The 18,840-nt window shown below is 71.4% G+C and carries 20 protein-coding genes; 9 read left to right on the top strand and 11 right to left on the bottom strand.

Annotation, left to right across the window (positions count from 1 at the left end; translation table 11 throughout):
- Positions 1–18: 18 nt before the first annotated feature.
- The 4 genes from AB0C62_RS12745 to AB0C62_RS12730 form a co-directional block, all read right to left on the bottom strand.
- Positions 19–948 (bottom strand): hypothetical protein, encoded by a 930-nt coding sequence (locus tag AB0C62_RS12745; RefSeq protein WP_362972284.1) that lies wholly within the window; start codon positions 946–948, stop codon positions 19–21.
- A gap of 105 nt (positions 949–1,053) precedes the next feature.
- Complete coding sequence (glnII, locus tag AB0C62_RS12740) at positions 1,054–2,082, bottom strand: glutamine synthetase (RefSeq protein ID WP_362972282.1); 1,029 nt, start codon at positions 2,080–2,082, stop codon at positions 1,054–1,056.
- Between the two features lie 411 nt (positions 2,083–2,493).
- Positions 2,494–3,180, bottom strand: coding sequence for a hypothetical protein (locus tag AB0C62_RS12735; protein WP_362972280.1), 687 nt, complete (start codon positions 3,178–3,180; stop codon positions 2,494–2,496).
- A gap of 165 nt (positions 3,181–3,345) precedes the next feature.
- Complete coding sequence (locus tag AB0C62_RS12730) at positions 3,346–3,729, bottom strand: ArsC/Spx/MgsR family protein (RefSeq protein ID WP_362972278.1); 384 nt, start codon at positions 3,727–3,729, stop codon at positions 3,346–3,348.
- Between the two features lie 209 nt (positions 3,730–3,938).
- On the opposite strand from AB0C62_RS12730, the gene AB0C62_RS12725 reads away from it, so the two are divergent.
- Positions 3,939–4,247: a hypothetical protein gene (locus tag AB0C62_RS12725; RefSeq protein WP_362972276.1), complete on the top strand. Its 309-nt coding sequence runs from the start codon at positions 3,939–3,941 to the stop codon at positions 4,245–4,247.
- 128 nt (positions 4,248–4,375) lie between these two features.
- Here AB0C62_RS12725 and AB0C62_RS12720 read toward each other — a convergent pair whose 3' ends face one another.
- A complete protein-coding gene (locus AB0C62_RS12720) occupies positions 4,376–5,572 on the bottom strand; it encodes a winged helix DNA-binding domain-containing protein (RefSeq protein ID WP_362972274.1) in 1,197 nt (398 codons plus the stop codon).
- Positions 5,573–5,757: 185 nt separating this feature from the next.
- Here AB0C62_RS12720 and AB0C62_RS12715 point away from each other — a divergent pair, with 185 nt between their 5' ends.
- From AB0C62_RS12715 to AB0C62_RS12690, 6 genes are all read left to right on the top strand, one after another.
- Positions 5,758–6,285 (top strand): hypothetical protein, encoded by a 528-nt coding sequence (locus AB0C62_RS12715; RefSeq protein WP_362972272.1) that lies wholly within the window; start codon positions 5,758–5,760, stop codon positions 6,283–6,285.
- 5 nt (positions 6,286–6,290) lie between these two features.
- Positions 6,291–7,649 carry a DUF2252 domain-containing protein gene (locus AB0C62_RS12710; RefSeq protein WP_362972270.1) on the top strand — a complete coding sequence of 453 codons (1,359 nt, stop codon included), beginning with the start codon at positions 6,291–6,293 and terminating at the stop codon, positions 7,647–7,649.
- Positions 7,650–7,780: 131 nt separating this feature from the next.
- Positions 7,781–8,380 (top strand): chemotaxis protein CheB, encoded by a 600-nt coding sequence (locus tag AB0C62_RS12705; RefSeq protein WP_362972268.1) that lies wholly within the window; start codon positions 7,781–7,783, stop codon positions 8,378–8,380.
- Between the two features lie 67 nt (positions 8,381–8,447).
- Positions 8,448–10,319 carry a CheR family methyltransferase gene (locus AB0C62_RS12700; RefSeq protein ID WP_362972266.1) on the top strand — a complete coding sequence of 624 codons (1,872 nt, stop codon included), beginning with the start codon at positions 8,448–8,450 and terminating at the stop codon, positions 10,317–10,319.
- Positions 10,320–10,337: 18 nt separating this feature from the next.
- Positions 10,338–11,186 carry an ANTAR domain-containing protein gene (locus tag AB0C62_RS12695; protein ID WP_362972264.1) on the top strand — a complete coding sequence of 283 codons (849 nt, stop codon included), beginning with the start codon at positions 10,338–10,340 and terminating at the stop codon, positions 11,184–11,186.
- Between the two features lie 152 nt (positions 11,187–11,338).
- On the top strand, positions 11,339–12,079 hold the full coding sequence (locus AB0C62_RS12690; RefSeq protein ID WP_362972262.1) for a GAF and ANTAR domain-containing protein: 741 nt from the start codon (positions 11,339–11,341) through the stop codon (positions 12,077–12,079).
- Positions 12,080–12,173: 94 nt separating this feature from the next.
- Here the strand turns inward: AB0C62_RS12690 and AB0C62_RS12685 are convergent, their stop codons facing one another.
- Positions 12,174–12,893 carry a DUF1269 domain-containing protein gene (locus AB0C62_RS12685; RefSeq protein WP_362972260.1) on the bottom strand — a complete coding sequence of 240 codons (720 nt, stop codon included), beginning with the start codon at positions 12,891–12,893 and terminating at the stop codon, positions 12,174–12,176.
- Positions 12,894–13,166: 273 nt separating this feature from the next.
- On the opposite strand from AB0C62_RS12685, the gene AB0C62_RS12680 reads away from it, so the two are divergent.
- A complete protein-coding gene (locus AB0C62_RS12680; RefSeq protein ID WP_362972258.1) occupies positions 13,167–13,472 on the top strand; it encodes a hypothetical protein in 306 nt (101 codons plus the stop codon).
- Positions 13,473–13,509: 37 nt separating this feature from the next.
- Here the strand turns inward: AB0C62_RS12680 and AB0C62_RS12675 are convergent, their stop codons facing one another.
- The 3 genes from AB0C62_RS12675 to glnA all read right to left on the bottom strand — a co-directional run bounded on the left by AB0C62_RS12675 (position 13,510) and on the right by glnA (position 16,672).
- Positions 13,510–14,094: a hypothetical protein gene (locus AB0C62_RS12675; RefSeq protein ID WP_362972256.1), complete on the bottom strand. Its 585-nt coding sequence runs from the start codon at positions 14,092–14,094 to the stop codon at positions 13,510–13,512.
- Between the two features lie 4 nt (positions 14,095–14,098).
- Complete coding sequence (htpX, locus tag AB0C62_RS12670; RefSeq protein WP_362972254.1) at positions 14,099–15,043, bottom strand: zinc metalloprotease HtpX; 945 nt, start codon at positions 15,041–15,043, stop codon at positions 14,099–14,101.
- 219 nt (positions 15,044–15,262) lie between these two features.
- Complete coding sequence (gene glnA, locus AB0C62_RS12665; protein WP_164373243.1) at positions 15,263–16,672, bottom strand: type I glutamate--ammonia ligase; 1,410 nt, start codon at positions 16,670–16,672, stop codon at positions 15,263–15,265.
- A gap of 199 nt (positions 16,673–16,871) precedes the next feature.
- Here glnA and AB0C62_RS12660 point away from each other — a divergent pair, with 199 nt between their 5' ends.
- On the top strand, positions 16,872–17,339 hold the full coding sequence (locus AB0C62_RS12660; protein WP_362972252.1) for an RDD family protein: 468 nt from the start codon (positions 16,872–16,874) through the stop codon (positions 17,337–17,339).
- A gap of 226 nt (positions 17,340–17,565) precedes the next feature.
- Here AB0C62_RS12660 and AB0C62_RS12655 read toward each other — a convergent pair whose 3' ends face one another.
- Positions 17,566–18,264, bottom strand: a complete 699-nt coding sequence (locus tag AB0C62_RS12655; protein ID WP_081216840.1) for a DUF4191 domain-containing protein — start codon at positions 18,262–18,264, stop codon at positions 17,566–17,568.
- An 81-nt stretch (positions 18,265–18,345) separates the two neighbouring features.
- Positions 18,346–18,543, bottom strand: a complete 198-nt coding sequence (locus AB0C62_RS12650; RefSeq protein WP_081216839.1) for a hypothetical protein — start codon at positions 18,541–18,543, stop codon at positions 18,346–18,348.
- Positions 18,544–18,840: the final 297 nt, after the last annotated feature.

The following is an 18,840-nucleotide window of genomic DNA, read 5'->3' as shown; positions in this document are numbered from 1 at the left end:
ACGTGACGCCGGGGGGCCCTATCCGACCAGGCGCTTGTGCCACGTCAGGCCGGTGACGTTGATGGCGGTGTCCGGGGTGCCGTCCCACTGGGCGGACAGTCCCGCCGCGTCCAGCGCCGCGACGACCTCGCGGCCGACGGACGCCGTGGTCGCGGCCGAGCCGTCGAACCCGCCGTACAGCAGCGTCAGTCCGTGGCCCGCGGCGGCGCCCTCCGTGCACTGGGAGTGGAAGTAGACGAAGCCGCGCGCTCCCTCACCGCGCTCGGCACCTATCTCGGCGGTGCCGCAGGTGCGGCAGCAGGTGAAGTTCTCCCGGGCGGTGATGCCGCCCGCGTCGAGCGTCTCGAAGACCTCGGTGAGGCGCTCCGGGTCCGTCACCCCCTCCCAGAGGGCCTGCTCGGCCAGCCGCTCGGTCCACAACCGGTCGACCAGTTCCCGGGCCTGGGCCCGGGAGACCGGCCGGTGGTCGCCGTCGACCAGATACTCCTCGGCGTCCTCGGTGAGCCGGGCCCGGTCGTCGTACCCGCAGCGCAGCAGCTCCCTGATCCGTGGCTCGATCTCGCCCCGTACGTCCGCCGGCAGTTCCGGGACGTCCTGCGGGGCGTCGTGGCCGAGCGGCTCCCACGCGAGGCCCGCGTCCCAGCCGTCCTCGCCCCGGGCCCAGCCCACCAGGGCGTCGGCCACCCGGTCGGCGTCGCCCGCGCCCAGCGTCGTGCCGAAGAAGCGTGCGCGGCTCTCGCGGTGCTCCAGGCGGTAGTCACCGCCCCGCTCGTGCCACACCTGGGCGAAGACGTCCGGCACGTCCGGTATCCGGTTCAGGACCAGGAAGCGGTCACCCGCGCCGCCGATCCCGCGCACCAGCGTCCGCAGCGTGTCCGCCGGAATCCGCTGGTGGCTCCGCCCGTTCTCCGTCTTGACCTTGACAGCGAGCTGTTCGTCGTTCCCCATGGGGCAACTCTGGCACGTCCCACCGACAACGCCCCGGCAGGTCCGGGGAACGCGGAAGGGGCGCCCGCCGGTCCGGCGGGCGCCCCTTCACGGGTGTGCGGTGGATCAGACCTGGCCGGCCTTCTCCAGGGCGGTGCAGCAGGTGTCGACGATGAGGCGCGTCACGACGTACGGGTCGACGTTCGCGTTGGGACGGCGGTCCTCGATGTAGCCCTTGCCGTCCTTCTCGACCTGCCACGGGATGCGGACCGAGGCGCCGCGGTTGGAGACACCGTAGGAGTACTCGTTCCACGGGGCGGTCTCGTGCAGGCCCGTCAGACGGTCGTCGATGCCGGCGCCGTAGTTCTTGACGTGGTCCATGGGCTTCGAGCCCTCGCCCAGCGACTCGCACGCGGTGATGATCGCGTCGTAGCCCTCGCGCATCGCCTTCGTGGAGAAGTTGGTGTGCGCGCCCGCGCCGTTCCAGTCGCCCTTCACCGGCTTCGGGTCGAGCGTCGCGGAGACACCGAAGTCCTCGGCGGTGCGGTAGAGCAGCCAGCGGGCCACCCACAGCTGGTCCGAGACCTCCAGCGGCGCCAGCGGGCCGACCTGGAACTCCCACTGGCCGGGCATGACCTCGGCGTTGATGCCGGAGATGCCGAGGCCCGCCTTCAGACAGTTCTCCAGGTGCGCCTCGACGACGTCACGGCCGAAGATCTCGTCCGATCCGACACCGCAGTAGTAGCCGCCCTGCGCGGCCGGGAAGCCGCCCTCGGGGAAGCCGAGCGGGCGGGTGCCCTTGAAGAACGTGTACTCCTGCTCGATGCCGAAGATCGACTCCTGGGCGGTGAACTTCTCGGAGACCTCGGTGAGCGCGGCACGGGTGTTGGACTCGTGCGGCGTCATGTCGATGTTCAGGACCTCGCACATGACGAGGACGTCGTCGCCGCCGCGGATCGGGTCCGGGTAGGTGGCCACCGGCTTGAGTACGCGGTCGGAGGCGTGGCCCTCGGCCTGGTTCGTGGAGGAACCGTCGAAGCCCCAGATCGGCAGCTCCGCGCCCTTGGCGTCGTCGCCCAGGATCTTCGTCTTGGAACGGAGCTTGGCCGTCGGCTCGGTGCCGTCGATCCAGATGTACTCAGCCTTGAAGGTCACGGGCCACATCCTTCGGGGTGTGTCTTGAGGCGCACTTGCGGGTGCTGCGGCGCTGCGGCACCGGGACGCCGCTGGGGATGCCCGGCAGCCTGTCAACCGGCGATTTCCCGGCCATTGCCCCCAGGTGAACCCCGTGTTACCCGGCCTGTGTGTGCCCCGTCTCACGCGGGCCGCACCGATGCCCGTGTCCGCGCGACGGTGTTCGCAACCGCGATCCGCCACCCCGCCGCCCGGTCCCCTCCGGCGCGCCCCGGCCCGCGGCCGGCTCGTATGCGATGGGCGTGGAGTGGATACGGGCGATGTGATGCGGTTGCGCCCCGGTTGCCCGACCGTGCGAAGGCCCTGTCCCCACCGGTCCGGAGGAACCGGCGGGGACAGGGCCTCGACCCGTTGCGTCCGCTACCCGGGGGGCTAGCCCACCTTCTCGATGCGGGCCTTGCGGATCAGGAACTTGCCGGGTTCCCTGACCTGTTCGAAGGCCGCGTTGTTCAGCAGGACACAGCTTCCGGAGACCGAGGTGACCTCCACGGTCGTGGACTTGTTGTTGTCCAGGTTGGTGACCTTCAGCTTCGTCCCGGCCGGGAACTGGTTGCTGGACGCGGCCGGTGCGCCGCCCTCGCCGGAGAGCGTCACCGTCGAACCGGTGCAGACCTGCTGACCCGTGGCGGCGCCCGCTCCCGCGTCGTCCGCGGGCGCGGTCTGCGCCGGGTCCGCCTGCGCCGGAGCGGAGGGGGCGGGCGCGGCCTCGGCCGGCGCGGACCCGCCCGGCTGCGGAGCGGTCTGGGAGTCCTGAGCCGACTCCCCGACCTCGCAGCCGGACGCCTCCTGCTGAACCTTGATCTGCGCGATGACGGCGTCGCGGTTGGCGATCCGGGCCGCCGACTGCGCGTCGGGCGCGGCCCGCTGGTCCGCGATGAACTTCTGGTTGTTGCCGAGCGCGGTGGCGAGACCCTTGCAGACCGTCGAGGTCTGCGCGTTCTGCACCGACGCGGCGTTCGAGGTGGCGGCGAGGGCGAACGCCCCGCCTCCGGCCACGAGCGCCGCGCCGGTCAGCAGGGCGATCTTCTTCTTGGTGCTGAGCGTTCTCCTACGCGACATGCGCGCCTCCAGTGCGGGGGGAGCGTTACGCCGTTATGTACGGGATACCGAACGGAGTTGCTCAACGGTGACAGCGGCCTCGTAAGTAACCTGGATCACAGGGGAGTTGACGCGAAGTCGGGCGGCCGGTGCCGAACCCCCTTGCCGCGCGGACCTGTTGGACGGTCACGGCCCGTCCGCTCGCGGCTGTCGCCGGGACAGCGCGTCCCGTACCGCCTCGTCCGTGCGGGCCACGATCGCCGTGCCGTCGTCCGCTGTGATGATCGGCCGCTGGATCAGCTTCGGATGCTCACTGAGCGCCGTGATCCACCGGTCCCGCGAACCGGCCTCCCGCGCCCACTCCTTGAGCCCCAGCTCCTCGGCCACGGCCTCCTGGGTCCGCGTGATGTCCCACGGTTCGAGTCCGAGACGGTCGAGCACGTCGCGGATCTCGTCCTCGCCCGGCGCGTCCTCCAGGTAGCGGCGGACGGTGTAATCGGCGCCTTCCGCGTCGAGCAGGCCGACCGCGCCGCGGCACTTCGAACAGGCCGGATCGATCCAGATCCCCATGCAGCCCACGCTACCCGGTGTTCGATTTCTTGCCACCTCATGCGTCACTCCCGGATCGGGGGTGGAACGACGTCAATTCCCTTACTCACCTGGTGCTTTGGTGTCCGTCCGGGCTCCCTGAATGTCAGTGCGGCGCAGTAGACTGGTAGCAGTGTTCGAGGATCCCGCCGGGCGGTCCGGTGGGGTCCTGACGCGACAGGAGGATGCTCGTGCCCGCTGCCGCACTGAAGCCGCTGCCCACCCAGTCCACCGCGAGGAGGCCGGTCCAGCTGGACCTGCCGTACGAGCCCGTGGAGAAGCGCCCGCTCCCGCCGGGCCGCCCCCGCGACTGGTACGTCACGCACAACCGCCGGCTCAAGGCGATGCGCCTGGCCATCGCCCTGCTCGACTCCGGTGTGTACGTGCCGAACCAGGCCCGCAACGAGACGATCCACAGCGCCGCCCGGCTCATCGGCGTCCACCCGCCGTCGGACACCACGTGCCACATGGTGCGCGCGCTGATGAGGTACGCGCGCTGAGGCGTCCCACCCGCTGAGGGGTCGGGTGCGCCGAGTCGCTACTGCCCGGCGCCCTCGTCGCACGACGAGGGCGCCCGGCCCGGCACCGGTACCCGGTGTGGGTCCGCCCGGCGCGGCCGCCGTTGCCCTCAGCCCGCCGCCAACTCCTTTTCCAGGGGCGTCCGGAAGCGAGGGGTGACGCGGGTCGTGCCCACCCACTGCCGGAGGCGTTCGGCCTCCGCCGTGATCGCGGTCCGGGCGTCGCGGCCCACGCCCTCCGGGGCGAGCAGCCGCCAGACGATCTCGCCGTCGGGCCGCTGCGCCCAGCCGCCGACCACCCGGCCGTCCCACCACACCGTCGGCCCGACGTTGCCACTGCGGTCGAACAGGGCGGCCCGCAGCGACGGTTCGAGATACCAGTCGCGCTCCTGGCGGCTCATCGGCGTCGGGTCGAGGCCGGGCAGCAGCGCGGCCCAGGGTTCCGCGGGTCCGTCGACCGGCTCCTCGTCGCCGGTGGCCACGTACGCGGTGACCCCGTCGTCGAGCGTGACGGCCACCGCGCCGATCGCGGCCAGCGTCCGCCGTACGTCGGTGACCTTCCAGCCCGTCCACCACTTCAGGTCGGCCTCGGTGGCGGGCCCGCACGCGGTGAGCCAGCGGGCCAGCAGCTCGGATCTGGCCTCGGCGGGCGGGAGTTCGGGGTGCGGCGGCGCCACCGCCCAGCGGAACTGGCTCGACGTCCAGGATCCCAGCGGACGCCCCCGCACGACCCGGCCCTCGACGCCCAGCACCCGCATCAGCCGGGACGACACGGTGTGCGGACTCTCGTAGCTCTTGCCGGCGCCGTAGGTGAACTGCTCCTTCAACCGCGGTTCCTCCCGGCTGAGTTCGTTCACCGTCGCCTGTCCGCGGCGGGCCAGCGCGGCGAGCGCCGACTCCTCGACCCGGGTGAGCCACTCCTCGGTCAGCCGCCCGTCGCTCCCGGTGACCATGTCCTTGACGAGTCCGGCCCGCGCCTTCGCCGCGATGTCCAGCCCGGTCGAGGCGTGCACCACGCCGGCGAGAGCGGTGGGGAACACGAACACCGTGTGCCGCATGCCGTGCATCCGGACGAGCGTCCGGTCCTCGTACAGGGCCCGGTCGACCTCGGCGACCGTCACCCCGGCGTCCACGAGCCGCGCGCCGACCGCCAGGTACACCGTCGACGGATCGGTCCCGTGCAGCGCGACCAGCGCGTCCGCGACCTCCTCGGGGCCGGCCGCCCGCGCGGACGGCGCGAGCCGCTGCCGCAGCCCCAGCCGTGCCCGTCGCTCCGCCACCCCGATGTGCCGCGGTCTGCCCGTCACGCCGCCTCCGCTCCCGACCCCCGGCCTTCGTGGCGCTCATCCTCCCGGACGGCGGCCCGGCACGGGGCGCGGCTCACCCGTTCGTCCTACCCGGGCATGCGGCGGACCCGCCCGCGGCCTTGACTGGGGCCACCGCGAGGAGCGGAGCCCGGAGGCGAGCCAGGACCACCACAACAGGAGACGCGATGCAGAGCAACGGCGCACGAGGACCGGCCCGGCTGATCCTGGCCGTGGCCGCGGTGGTGTCGCTGGCCGTGTCGCTGACCGCCTGCTCCGACGACAGCAGCCCCTCCGACGCGGCCTCCAAGGCCGCCTCCGCCGCTTCCAGAGCCGCTTCCGCGGCGTCCCGGGCCGCGTCCGCCGCCACCCGGGCCGGCGACTCGCTCGCCTCCGCGACCGCCGAGGCGGGCCGGAAGTTCGACGAGTTCAAGAACGGCGCGGACGCCAAGGACGAGGTGAAAGTCGACGGCTCCGCGAGCCCCGACTCCGACGGCCGGGCGACCGTGAAGGTGACCGCGTCGAACCCGACCTCCTCGGCGCGGTCGTACGTCGTCCAGGTGGACTTCCGCGACAAGAGCGGAAACCTCCTCGACACCACCGTCGTGACCGTCGACGACGTCGCGGCCGGCGGGTCCAAGGACGCGACCGCCCGCAGCAACCGCGCTCTCACCGGCGACGTCGACACCACCGTCGCCCGCGCCGTGCGGCACTGACGGCCGTGCTCCGCAACGGCGTCACGGCCACCTCGACGGACCGGGCCGCGCGCGGACGGGCGGCCCGCAAGCGCGTCTCCCGCTCCGCGCACGGCAGTTGGATCCCCGCCGCGGACCGCCCCGATCCCGTCGGCGTCCTGCAACAGCAGGGCAGGGACCGGCTCCAGGAACTGCTCCCCATCCGGTACGGGCGGATGGCCGCGTCCCCGTTCGCGTTCCTGCGCGGAGCCGCCGCCGTCATGGCCGCCGACCTGGCGGCCCAGCCGCACACCGGGCTCACCGTCCAGCTGTGCGGCGACGCCCATCTGCTGAACTTCGGCCTCTACGCCTCCCCGGAACGCTCGCTGCTCTTCGACCTCAACGACTTCGACGAGACGTTCCCCGGCCCCTTCGAGTGGGACGTGAAGCGGCTCGCGGCCAGCGTCGCCGTCGCCGCCCGCGAGAACGGACACAAGGAGGAGCACGTCTTCGCCGCGGCAAGGGCAGCAGCCGGGCACTACCGCGAGACGATGCGCCGGCTGGCCCGGCAGGGCGAGTTGACCGTCTGGTACCAGCACATCGACGCCGACCTGCTGCTGCCGCTGGTCCGCTCCGGACGCAGACGCCGGCGCGCCGAGGCGACCCTCACCCGGGCCCGCCGCCGCACCAGCCTGCACGCGCTCGGCAAACTCACCGAGACCGTCGACGGACGCCCCCGCATCGTCCACGACCCGCCCCTGCTGGAGCCGGCCGGCACCCTCGACATGGCCACGCTCCGCAAGATCTTCAGTGACTACCGCTCCACGCTCACAGAGGAACGCCGCCTCCTCCTCGACCGGTACCGCTTCGTCGACGCCGCCCGCAAGGTGGTCGGTGTGGGCAGCGTCGGCACCCGCTGCTTCATCGTGCTGCTCGCCGGCCGGGACGCCGACGACCCGCTGTTCCTGCAGATCAAGCAGGCCGGACGCTCCGTACTCGAGGAGCACCTGCCGACCGGCCCGTACCTCCACCCGGGACGCCGCGTCGTCGCCGGGCAGCGGCTGATGCAGGCCGCCGGCGACATCTTCCTCGGCTGGACGACCGGGCCCGAGGGGCGCGCGTTCTACTGGCGCCAGCTGCGGGACATGAAGGGCTCGGCGGACATCGCCGGCATGGACCCCGGTGAGCTGCGCGGATACGCCGGACTGTGCGGCACCGCCCTGGCCCGTGCCCACGCCCGCTCGGGCGACCGCATCGCCATCGCCGCCTACCTCGGCGGCGCCGACACCTTCGACCGCTCCCTCGCCCACTTCGCGCTGCGCTACGCGGACCGCACCGCAGCCGACCACGCGGCACTCGGCGCCGCGGTGATGGCGGGCGTCGTCCTGGCGGCCCCCGGCGTGTGACAGCCCGCGCCCACGCGCACCTCCCGGGTCCGAGCGGACGCCTCCTCCCGCGTCCCTCCCGCGTCCCGAATCCGACGTCCGCGGGGGGTTCGCCGCCGTCGACGACCCCGAGACGGCGCTACGCTCCGTGTATGAGGGCTGAAGCGTCCACTCCGGAGCAGTACGCCGTCGTGGCGGTCGCCTCCTCCGCGGGCGGCATCTACGCGCTCATCGAACTACTCGGCGGTCTCGGCGCCGACTTCCCCGTGCCGGTCCTGGTCGTCCAGCACCTCGACCGCCGGCACCGCACGGTGATCGCCGACGTGCTCTCCCGGCGTACGGAACTCGCGGTCAAGCTCGCGGAGGCCGGCGAGCGGATCGAGGCCGGCACCGTCTACATCGCCCCGCCCGACCGCCATCTGCTGACGGGTCCCGGGGGCGTCCTGAGCCTGTCGGACAGCGAACTCGTGCACTTCGTCCGTCCCTCGGCCGACCTGCTCTTCGAGTCGATCGCGGGCGCGTACGGCGACCGGGCCATCGTCTGCGTCCTCACCGGATCGGGTGGTGACGGTGCGACGGGGGTGGACGCCGTGAAGTCGCGGGGCGGCACCGTCATCGCCCAGGATCCGGCGAGCGCGCAGTTCCGGGGGATGCCGGAGGCGGCCGTGGCCACGGGCGCGGTGGATTTCGTCCTGCCGCTGGCGGAGATCGCCGCACTCATGAGGGGCCTGGTCGGAAACGACAAGAAGTGAGCGACAAGAAATGAGCGACCCGAAGTGAGCGACAAGAAGTGAATGTCACGAAGTGAATGAGGAAGTCATGGCTGACGGGCGGGACGTCGAGACCGACGAGGAACTGGAGGAGCTTCTCGGCTTCCTGCGGGACGCGCGCGGATTCGACTTCACCGGGTACAAGCGGTCGACGCTGGGCCGCCGCATCCGCAAGCGGATGGCCGACGCCCAGGTCACGTCGTACGCCGACTACCGCGACCGGCTGGAGACGGACGCCGACGAGTTCGGCGCCCTCTTCAACACCATCCTGATCAACGTCACCTCGGTCTTCCGCGACCCCGACGCCTGGACCTTCCTCCAGAACGAGGTGGTGCCCGAGGTGCTCGCCCAGCTCGGGGACGACGAGGAGATCCGGGTGTGGAGCGCGGGCTGCTCCAGCGGCGAGGAGGCGTACTCGCTGGCGATCATGTTCGCCGAGACCCTCGGCCTGGACGAGGCACTCAATCGGGTGAAGATCTACGGCACCGACGTCGACGAGGAGGCGCTCCGGGAGGCCCGGGCGGGGCTCTACCCGGCGAAGGCCCTCGAATCGCTCGCTCCCGAGCTGCGCGACAAGTACTTCGAGCCGAACGGCGCCCAGTTCAGCTTCCGCGGCGACCTGCGCCGCCGGGTCATCTTCGGACGCCACGACATCACCCGCGACGCCCCGATCTCCCGCCTCGACCTCCTCCTCTGCCGCAACACGCTGATGTACTTCAACGTCGAGGCGCAGACGCAGATCGTCGACCGCTTCCACTTCGCTCTGCGCGAGAGCGGCTTCCTCTTCCTCGGCAAGGCCGAGCTGCTCCTCAACGACGCGGATCGCTTCGACGTGGTCAGCATGCGCCAGCGGATCTTCCGCCGCCGCCCCGGGAGCCAGCCCACGCCGTACCAGCCGACCGGCGTGAAGATCAGGCCGGGCTCCGCCACCGAGGTGAAGACGGTGGCCCGCACCCGGCAGGTCCGCGACCTCGTCGTCGACGGCGCGCCGACCCCCATGCTCGCCGTCGACGCCGACGGCATCGTCGTCCTCGTCAACAGCCAGGCCCGCACCCAGTTCGGACTCACGGCCGGTGACCTCGGCCGCCCCTTCCAGGACCTGGAGATCTCCTACCGGCCCCTGGAACTGCGCTCGCTGATCGAGCAGGCGACGAACGAGCGCCGCTCCCTGCGCATCAACGGCACCGAGCGCCGGGTCGGCGAGGAGCACCAGTACTACGACATCCTCATCCAGCCGCTGATGTCGCCGGGCAGCCCGCCCGTGGCCACCAGCATCACCTTCACCGACGTCACCGTCGCCACCCAGCTCAAGGCCGAGGTCAAGCGCGTACGCGAGGACCTGGAGACCGCCTACGAGGAACTCCAGTCCACGAACGAGGAGCTGGAGACCACCAACGAGGAACTCCAGTCCAGCATCGAGGAACTGGAGACCACCAACGAGGAACTCCAGTCCACGAACGAGGAGCTGGAGACCACCAACGAGGAACTCCAGTCCGGCAACGAGGAACTGGAGACCATGAACGAGGAACTCCGGGTGCGCACCGAGGAGCTGGACGCCGCCCGCCTCTTCCTCGAAGGCATCCTCTCCAGCGTCGGCGCCGGCGTCGTCGTCCTCGACCGGGAACTCAAGGTGACCAGCTGGAACTCGGGTGCCGTCGAGCTGTGGGGGCTGCGCGGGGACGAGACCATCGGGAAGTCGTTCTTCTCCCTCGACTTCGGGCTCCCCACGGACTCGCTGCGCACCGTGGTGCACGAGTGCCTCGACACCGGCAGACGGGACACCCCGCGCTATGTGGCGGCCGTCAGCAGACTGGGCAAATCCCTGCGGTGCGCGGTGCTGACCAGCCCCTTCGACGGCGACGGCGGCGGGGTGGTCATGCTCATGGAGGAGAGCTCCGGCGAACCCCCCGCCCGGACCTGACGGGCGTAGGCTCAAGACATGGAGCCCCAGGGCGGTCGGCCCGACCCGGCGGCGCAGGCCCTGCGCCGCGCCGCCCTCGCCCGAGAGCGCGCGCAGCGCGAGCTGGCCGCGGCCGCACGCCAGGAGCGACTGGCCGAGCGCACCGGCACGGACCTGCACGACCGTCTCGCGCGACTCCACCGGGACTCCGCCTCCTGCCAGCGCACCGCGGCCGAGCTCCAGGAGGCCTACGCCCGGCTGCTCACGGGCGCCGCGGCCGAGGGACTGTCCGCGACCGCTCCCGGCTTCATGGCCTCCGTGGCCGAGGTCTGCGGCACGCGCGGCGCCGCCCTCAGCTACCTCGCCGCCGACCGGAGCCAGCTCGCGGTCGCCGCGTCCGACGAACCGGCCCGCGCCGCACAGGAGTTGGAGTTCCTCCTCGGCGAGGGGCCGGCCAGGGACGCGGCCGTGGCCGGCAGCGCGGTACGTGCCGCGGGACCCGAACTGCGCGAGCGCTGGCCGGTGTACGGGACGGCGCTCGCCGAACTCGGCTTCGACGAGGTGGTCGCCGTGCCGCTTCGGCAGCACGACACCTTCGTCGGCTCCCTCACCGTCTTCGACCCGCGCTCCGGCGCGGCGGGTTCCCTCACCGAGGTCGCCGACGCCCTCGTCCGGACGATGGTGCTCGGCCCGCAGGCCGACCCCGGCCTGTACGGCGGTACCGACGTGCGTGCGGTGGTGCACCAGGCCGCGGGCATGGTGTCGGTCCAGGCGGGCTGCGCCGTCGCGGACGCCCTGGAACTCGTCAAGGCCCGCGCCTTCAGCGAGGGCCTGCCGGTCGACAGCGTGGCCGAGCGGATCGTCAGGGGAGAGTTGCTCCTCGGCTGACACGGACAGGCGCCCACGGTGCGCGGACGGCAGACCTGGACGCCCGCGCCCAGCACACCCGGGACACACCCGGGCCGGATTCCACAGACCTGAAGCACCAGTAGCAGGAGAGATCCCGAGTGGCAGAGATCCGAGAGGTGGCTGACGACCCCATGAGCACGCCCGTGTCGCAGCAGCGGCTGGCCCACGCCTTCGTCGAGTTGGCCGGGCACGGGGTGACCGAGCCCGACGACCCGTTCGGCCTGCTCGCCACACTCGCCGCGTTCGGGCCACGGCTCCTCGGCAGCCACGGCGCCACCGTGATGCACGTCCCCGACGACCATCTGCCGGTCCAGCTCGCCGGGACGGACCCGGACCTGGTGGACCTGGAATGGGAGGCGGTGGAGTGGGGTGAGGGGCCGGGGTACGACGCCCGGCGGACCGGCCGCCCGGTACCGGACAGCGCCCTGGACGCCCTGCCCGCCCAGGAGGCCTGGCCGCGGTACGCCCCCCGCGCCGTGGAACTCGGCTGCCGGCGGGCCGTCGCCCTCCCGCTCTCCGCGGGCCCCGGCAGGGGCCTGACCCTCGGTGCGCTGGTCCTGCTCTACACCGGGCCCGATCCGCTCCCCGACGATGTCCTCGCCCTCGCCCGGTCGTTCGCCGACGCGGCGGGCTACACCCTGGCGCGCGACCGCGAGATCCGCCAGAGCCGTGCCCTCGCCGACCAGCTCGGGCACGCCCTGAAGAGCCGGGTCGTCATCGAGCAGGCCAAGGGCGTGCTCGCGGCCCGCCGGAAGGTGTCGGTCGACGAGGCGTTCGTCGTGCTGCGTTCCCACGCGCGGTCGCAGCAGCGGCGGCTGGCGGAGGTGGCCCGGGACGTGGTCGACGGACGACTGGACCTGGGAACCGACTGAACCGTCCCGGACACCGGCGGGCGCACACGCCGCCGCCCGGCCCCTGACGGCGGGGCCGGGCGGAGAAGGCGAGAGAGGCCGGGCCCGCCGGACCTCAGGAGGAGACCGGTGCGCTGCTCGCGTCCGGCGTGGGCGGGGCCGGCGGAGCGGGCTTCGGCGGGCCGGGCTTCGGCGGCGTCCCCGCCGTGCCGGACGCCGGCGTCGCGGTGCCGGCCTTCGACGGCGCGTCCGTACGGCCGGACGCGGACGGTGACGTACCACCGGTCGCCTTTCCGGACGCGGCCGTGGTGCGCGCCTGCGGGGCCGCGCCGGTGCCCGCCGGCTTCGACTGCGCCGCCGCGACCGCGTCGCGCAGCGCGTCCTCCTGCTCCTGGCTCAGCGAGGTCTGCACCAACTGGCCGCCGAACTCCGCGATCTGGGGGATCACCTTGTCCCCGGCCGCCTGCTTCACCAGGACGAACAGCGCGGCGGCGCCGGGCCGCAGGTTCTGGCTCAGGTCCTTCATGAACCGGTCGTCGACCCCGGTGTCCGTGATCGCGCCGCCGGCCGCTCCGGCCGCCGCTCCCACCGCCGCGCCCAGCAGCGGCGCCAGGAACAGCAGCCCGATGACACCGCCCCACAAGGCGCCGCCGGCCGCCCCCACGGCCGTGTGGCTGACCGCCTGATGCAGCTTGATCCGGCCGTCCTCGTGCCGTTCGACGACGACGGCGTCCTCCACCTCGACGAGATGCTGCTTCGACAGCTCGAACAGCTTGTCGCGCACCTGGTTGGCGGTGGCCACGTCGTCGTAGGCGACGACGAACAGATTGCTCATGAGGGGCACCCCTTATGTCGATTTCGTTTGACTTTATAGTGATATCGCACAAGGTGCAGTCGGGAGAAATCCAGATGCGTCCGGGCCTTCACGCTCCCTACGCTGAGGTGCGTTCACGAACGACACGGCACCGCTTTCCGCCGCACAGGCACCAGTTCACGGACGCGGGGCTACTCTCTACGCACCGACGGACGGCTGCCTCCCCCAGCGCCCCGCCGGACCATCCAGAAAGCCGTCAAGGCCCTTTCCTCCACGCATCCAAGGAGTCCCGTCATGGGCACCTTGATCTTTTCCGCGACCGCGATCCTGGTCGTCATGGGTTTCTCCAACCATGTGCTCTGGCTCGCGGCGGTGGCCGTCCTCTTCCTGTACGTCCGCTACGGCCGCACCGGGGGAAACACGTCCGCCGCGTCCTCCCCGGGCGCGCCGGGCACCCAGGGTCCCGCCGCCGGCGGCTCCGGTGCCCGGCCCGACTCCAGCTACCGGGCGTACCGCGACCGGCGCGACCGGCAGGCCAGGTGGGAGCGCCGCTACCGGCGCGAACGTCCCCTGGAGTCGCGCCGCCAGGAACGCAAGTAGCTCCGCCACCGCCCCGGGGCCGCGCGGTACCGGGGCGTCACAGCCCCGGCGCACCCCAGATCGGGAACCAACGGCCGAGGTCCTCCTCGATCCGCAGGTCGCTCGCGAGCACCGCCTTGATCTGGAGCTCCAGCGCGTTGTCGCGCCGCTCGCCCGCTCCGGCGAGCGGCGCGAAGGGGTAGAAGGTCCCGCGCTTGTACAGGTAGACGAGGCCGAGGTGGCGCTGCCGGCTGTCCTGGAACGTCGCCACGGAGCAGAGCAGCTGGGGTCCGAAGCCGGTGCTCTCCAGGGCGCTGTTCACCGCGTGCAGATCACTCACCAGCGCGGGGAGGTCGTCGGGAGTCCGGCGGGAGACCAGCCAGGCGTATCCGTACTCGTCCCGGCTGACCTCCACCGGTGGTCCCGACCGTTCGGCGTCCGCGTCGAGCAGGGCCTGCGCCTCCTGGTGGGCCTCGGCGAAGGCCGCGCCCTCCACGGACGCGCAGCACACCGCGCCGGTGCCGGTCGGGGTGAACCCGGCCGCCGCCTCCAGGGTCACCGCGGCCGACGGCAGCCCGAAGAGCTGGTCGAGGTCCGGAGCGACGGGCTTGCTGCGGCCGAGCAGGATGTCCAGGAACCCCATGCGGTCAGACGGCCTCTCCGGGAGTCGGGGCGATCGGGTCCGGCACCGCGGGCTCGCCCAGCTCGACGGAGATCCGGGCCAGTTGTTCGAGCCGCTGTTCGAGGCTCGGGTGGGTGGAGAAGAGGTTGGCGATACCGGGCTCCCGACCGAACGCCGGGGTGAAGTAGAAGGCGTTGAAGGCCTGGGCGGTGCGCAGGTCCTTCGTGGGGATGCGGCCGATGTCCCCGGTGACCTTGGTCAGGGCCGACGCCAGGGCCGAGGGGCGGCCGGTGAGCAGGGCAGCGGCCCGGTCGGCGGCCAGCTCGCGGTACCGGGAGAGCGCCCGGATCAGCAGGAAGCTGATGGCGTACACGGCCGCGGACACCGCCATCACCGCCATGAAGATCGCGACGGTGTTCTGGTCCTTGCGGCCCCGCCCGCCGAAGAGCTGCGAGTAGAAGGCGAACCGCACGATCAGACCGGCGAGCACACCCAGGAACGAGGCCACGGTGATCACGGCGACGTCCTTGTGCGCCACGTGCGACAGCTCGTGCGCGAGGACGCCCTCCAGCTCGTCGGGCTCCAGCCGCCGCAGCAGGCCCGTGGTCACGCAGAGCACCGCGTGGTCGGCGTTGCGGCCGGTGGCGAACGCGTTCGGCATGTCGATGTCCGACACGGCGACGAGCGGCTTGGGCATGTCGGCCACCGCGCACAGCCGGTCGACCACGCCGTGCAGCTGTGGATACTCCTCGCGCTCCACGATCCGCCCGTGCATCGCGTACAGCGCGATCCGGTCGGAGAACCAGTACTGCGCGATCAGCAGCCCGGCCGCGATCACCACGACCAGCACCCACGACTTCAGCAGCACGATCAGCGCGGCGACGAACGCCACGTACAGCAGTCCGAGCAGGAACAGCGTGACCGTCATCCTCACGGTCAGCCGTCGATCGTTCCGGAACCGGCTCTGCATCTCGCATCACCCCGCAGCTCAGGCACTCGCCCCGCTGTCCATTGTGCGCCCGGCACCCCCCATGAACAGGTGCCGATACCCCCCGCGCTGGGCAAAGAACTCCCCTGTCAAGAGCCACTTATTTACGCCGCTCCGACAGCAGGGCAGGCCCGGGCAGCACGACGGCCGTGTCCCTCCCGGAGGAAGGACACGGCCGGCGGTTTGGCGGTGGGGCGGGGTTTACACGTCGAAGTAGAGCTCGAACTCGTGCGGGTGCGGACGCAGCTGCAGCGGGGCGATCTCGTTGGTGCGCTTGTAGTCGATCCACGTCTCGATGAGGTCGGACGTGAAGACGTCGCCGGCGAGCAGGAACTCGTGGTCGGCCTCGAGGCGGTCGAGGACGGCCGGGAGCGAGGTCGGCACCTGGGCGACGCCCGCGTGCTCCTCGGGAGCCAGCTCGTACAGGTCCTTGTCGATCGGCTCGGCCGGCTCGATCTTGTTCTTGACGCCGTCCAGGCCGGCCATGAGCAGGGCCGAGAACGCGAGGTAGGGGTTGCCGGAGGAGTCGGGCGCGCGGAACTCGACGCGCTTGGCCTTCGGGTTGGAGCCCGTGATCGGGATACGCATGGCGGCGGAGCGGTTGCGCTGCGAGTACACCAGGTTGACCGGGGCCTCGAAGCCGGGCACCAGGCGGTGGTACGAGTTCACCGTCGGGTTGGTGAACGCCAGCAGCGACGGGGCGTGCTTGAGGATGCCGCCGATGTAGTAACGGGCGGTGTCCGAGAGGCCCGCGTAGCCCGCCTCGTCGTAGAACAGCGGCGAACCGTTGGTCCACAGCGACTGGTGGACGTGCATGCCCGAGCCGTTGTCACCGAAGATCGGCTTCGGCATGAAGGTCGCGGTCTTGCCGTTGCGCCAGGCGACGTTCTTCACGATGTACTTGAAGAGCATCAGGTCGTCGGCCGCGGCAAGCAGCGTGTTGAACTTGTAGTTGATCTCCGCCTGGCCGGCGGTGCCGACCTCGTGGTGCTGGCGCTCGACCTGGAGGCCGGAGTTGGCCAGTTCCAGGGAGATCTCGGCACGCAGGTCGGCGAAGTGGTCGACCGGCGGGGTCGGGAAGTAGCCGCCCTTGTAGCGGACCTTGTAACCGCGGTTGTCCTCGACCGCACCTGTGTTCCAGGCGCCCGCCTCGGAGTCGATGTGGTAGAAGGACTCGTTCGCGGAGGTCTGGAACCGCACGCTGTCGAAGACGTAGAACTCGGCCTCGGGACCGAAGTACGCCGTGTCGGCGATACCGGTCGACGCGAGGTAGGCCTCGGCCTTCTTGGCCACGTTGCGCGGGTCACGGGAGTACTGCTCGCCCGTGATCGGGTCGTGGATGAAGAAGTTGATGTTGACCGTCTTGTCGCGGCGGAAGGGGTCGACGCGCGCGGTGGACAGGTCGGCGCGGAGCGCCATGTCGGACTCGTGGATGGCCTGGAAGCCGCGGATGGAGGACCCGTCGAACGCGAGCTCCTCGGCCGGGTCGAAGGCCTCGGCCGGGATCGTGAAGTGCTGCATCACACCCGGCAGGTCGCAGAAGCGGACGTCGACGAACTTGACGTCCTCGTCCGCGATGAACTTCTTGGCCTCGTCGGCGTTCTGGAACATCCAGCTCCTCCTACTCCCGCCCACTGTGGACCGGGGTGGTAGTTCGTTCGTGCGGCCAGTGCGGTGGCACACGCTGGAGCCGACCATAGGGACGGGGGATTTCTCAAGCGTGACCCATTTGTTTCGCCCAAGTTAACCGACCCGGGTCCGTACGGCCCCTCCTGTCCACAGGTCAAAACGGGCACAGTACCGTGGACACGTGGACAACAGGCAAGCAATCGGATCGTGGCTCTCCGGACCCCGCGCGGCCGCCGAGGACGCCGGTGTCGACTTCGGATACCGCGGCGAACAGCTCGGTCTGCCGGAGCAGGGACCGGGCTCGATCGCCCGCCCCGGCCGCCGGCTCGGCGCCCTCGTCGTCGACTGGGGCCTGTGCCTCCTGATCGCATACGGGCTGCTCACCCATGGCTACAACCAGGCCACGGGCAACTGGGCCCTCCTCGTCTTCTTCGTCCTCGGCCTGCTCACGGTCGGTACCGTCGGCTTCACGCCGGGCAAGCGCCTGTTCGGCCTGCGCGTCGTCCCCGAGGGCGGCGGCCGGCTGAACCCGCTGCGTGTCCTGCTGCGCACCGCGCTGCTGTGCGTGGCCGTCCCGGCGCTGATCTGGGACCGCGACGGCCGCGGCCTGCACGACCGGCTGGCCCGCACGATCGAGGTGCGCGCCTGACGGCCACGGCGCGGCCGTCCGCGGCCGCTCCGTAGGTCCCGGCAGCCGTCGCTGTCGGGGAGTGAGCGATCTCTCTTCGTCGGTCGGTCCGCGACGGCATCGCGACGCGGGCACACACGACGAACAGAACGCCGATGGGGCGCCCGGAGCACGACGTACAGAACGCCGATGGGGCACCCGGAGAAGTCTCCGGGTGCCCCATCGGCGTTCTGGTCCTGGGGGAAGGTCAGCGACCCTTGCCGCCGCGCGGCATCCGCATGCCCTTGGGCATCGGGCCCTTCGGCAGCGGCATGTTGCTCATGAGGTCGCCCATCGCGCGCAGCCGGTCGTTGGTCGCGGTGACCTGCGGGCCGGTGAGGACGCGCGGCAGCTTGAGCATCGTCGTGCGGAGCTTCTTCAGCTCCACCGTGTTCTCGCCCGTGCCCACGAGGATGTCGTGCACCGGAACGTCCGAGACGATCCGCGCCATCTTCTTCTTCTCGGCGGCCAGCAGGCTCTTCACCCGGTTCGGGTTGCCCTCGGCGACCAGCACGATGCCGGCCTTGCCGACCGCGCGGTGCACCACGTCCTGGCTGCGGTTCATCGCCACCGCCGGAGTCGTGGTCCAGCCTCGGCCGATGTTGTCGAGCACCGCCGCCGCTGCGCCGGGCTGCCCCTCCATCTGCCCGAAGGCGGCCCGCTCGGCCCTGCGCCCGAAGACGATCGCCGTCGCGAGGAAGGCGAGCAGGAGCCCGAGGATGCCGAGATAGACCGGGTGGCCGATCAAGAAGCCGATCGCGAGGATGACACCGAAGGTGACAATTCCGACAGCCGCGAGTACAAGACCGATCAATTTGTCGGCCCTGCGGGTCATCTTGTACGTCTGGACGATCTGCTTGAGTCGCCCGGGGTTCGCAGCGTCCGCTGCGGGTTCCTTCCTCGCCATGCCAGGAAGTCTACGTGGCCCGGGAAGCGCCTTCGACGGCAGTACCGGGCGAGCGGGGCCGCGGGGGCGCGGCGCCGGGGGTCAGGGACGCGTCAGAACGGATTCCAGCACGAGCTGCGCCTCGACCCGGTCCTTCGCGCGGCGGCGGTCCTCCAGGACGGAGGTCCACGCGTTGCGGCGGGCGGTGCGCTGACCACTGCTCATGAGCAGCGACTCGACGGCACGGAGTGCATCGGTGAACGACGGGATCGCGGTGGCGCGAACGGGCGCGGCCTGCATGGTGGAGGTCCCCCCTCGGGATGGGTGGCTCGTGCGGGGCGGTACGGGGTGTAGGACAAGGGTCACTGATTGGTGTTACCAGGGCGTGACCGACCGGTCAAACACCAATGAAACCTTGATGCCGAGGGTCGTATTTCCGGCGCCTCGCCGACGGCGTCTCCAACTGCGCGGATGGCCGCGACGGCCGTGAACGCGCCGGTGTGAACGGTGAGTTGGCTGTGCGCGGACTCACACGAAGGCGGTGGCACTCAGTGCCACCGCCTTCGTTTCGCAAAATCTCGCGAGCGATTCCCGTTC

Source organism: Streptomyces sp. NPDC048643 (assembly GCF_040650615.1).
In the GTDB taxonomy this organism is placed as follows: domain Bacteria; phylum Actinomycetota; class Actinomycetes; order Streptomycetales; family Streptomycetaceae; genus Streptomyces.
Note: the sequence above shows the minus strand (reverse complement) of the source record. Positions and strands in the feature narration are given on the sequence as shown.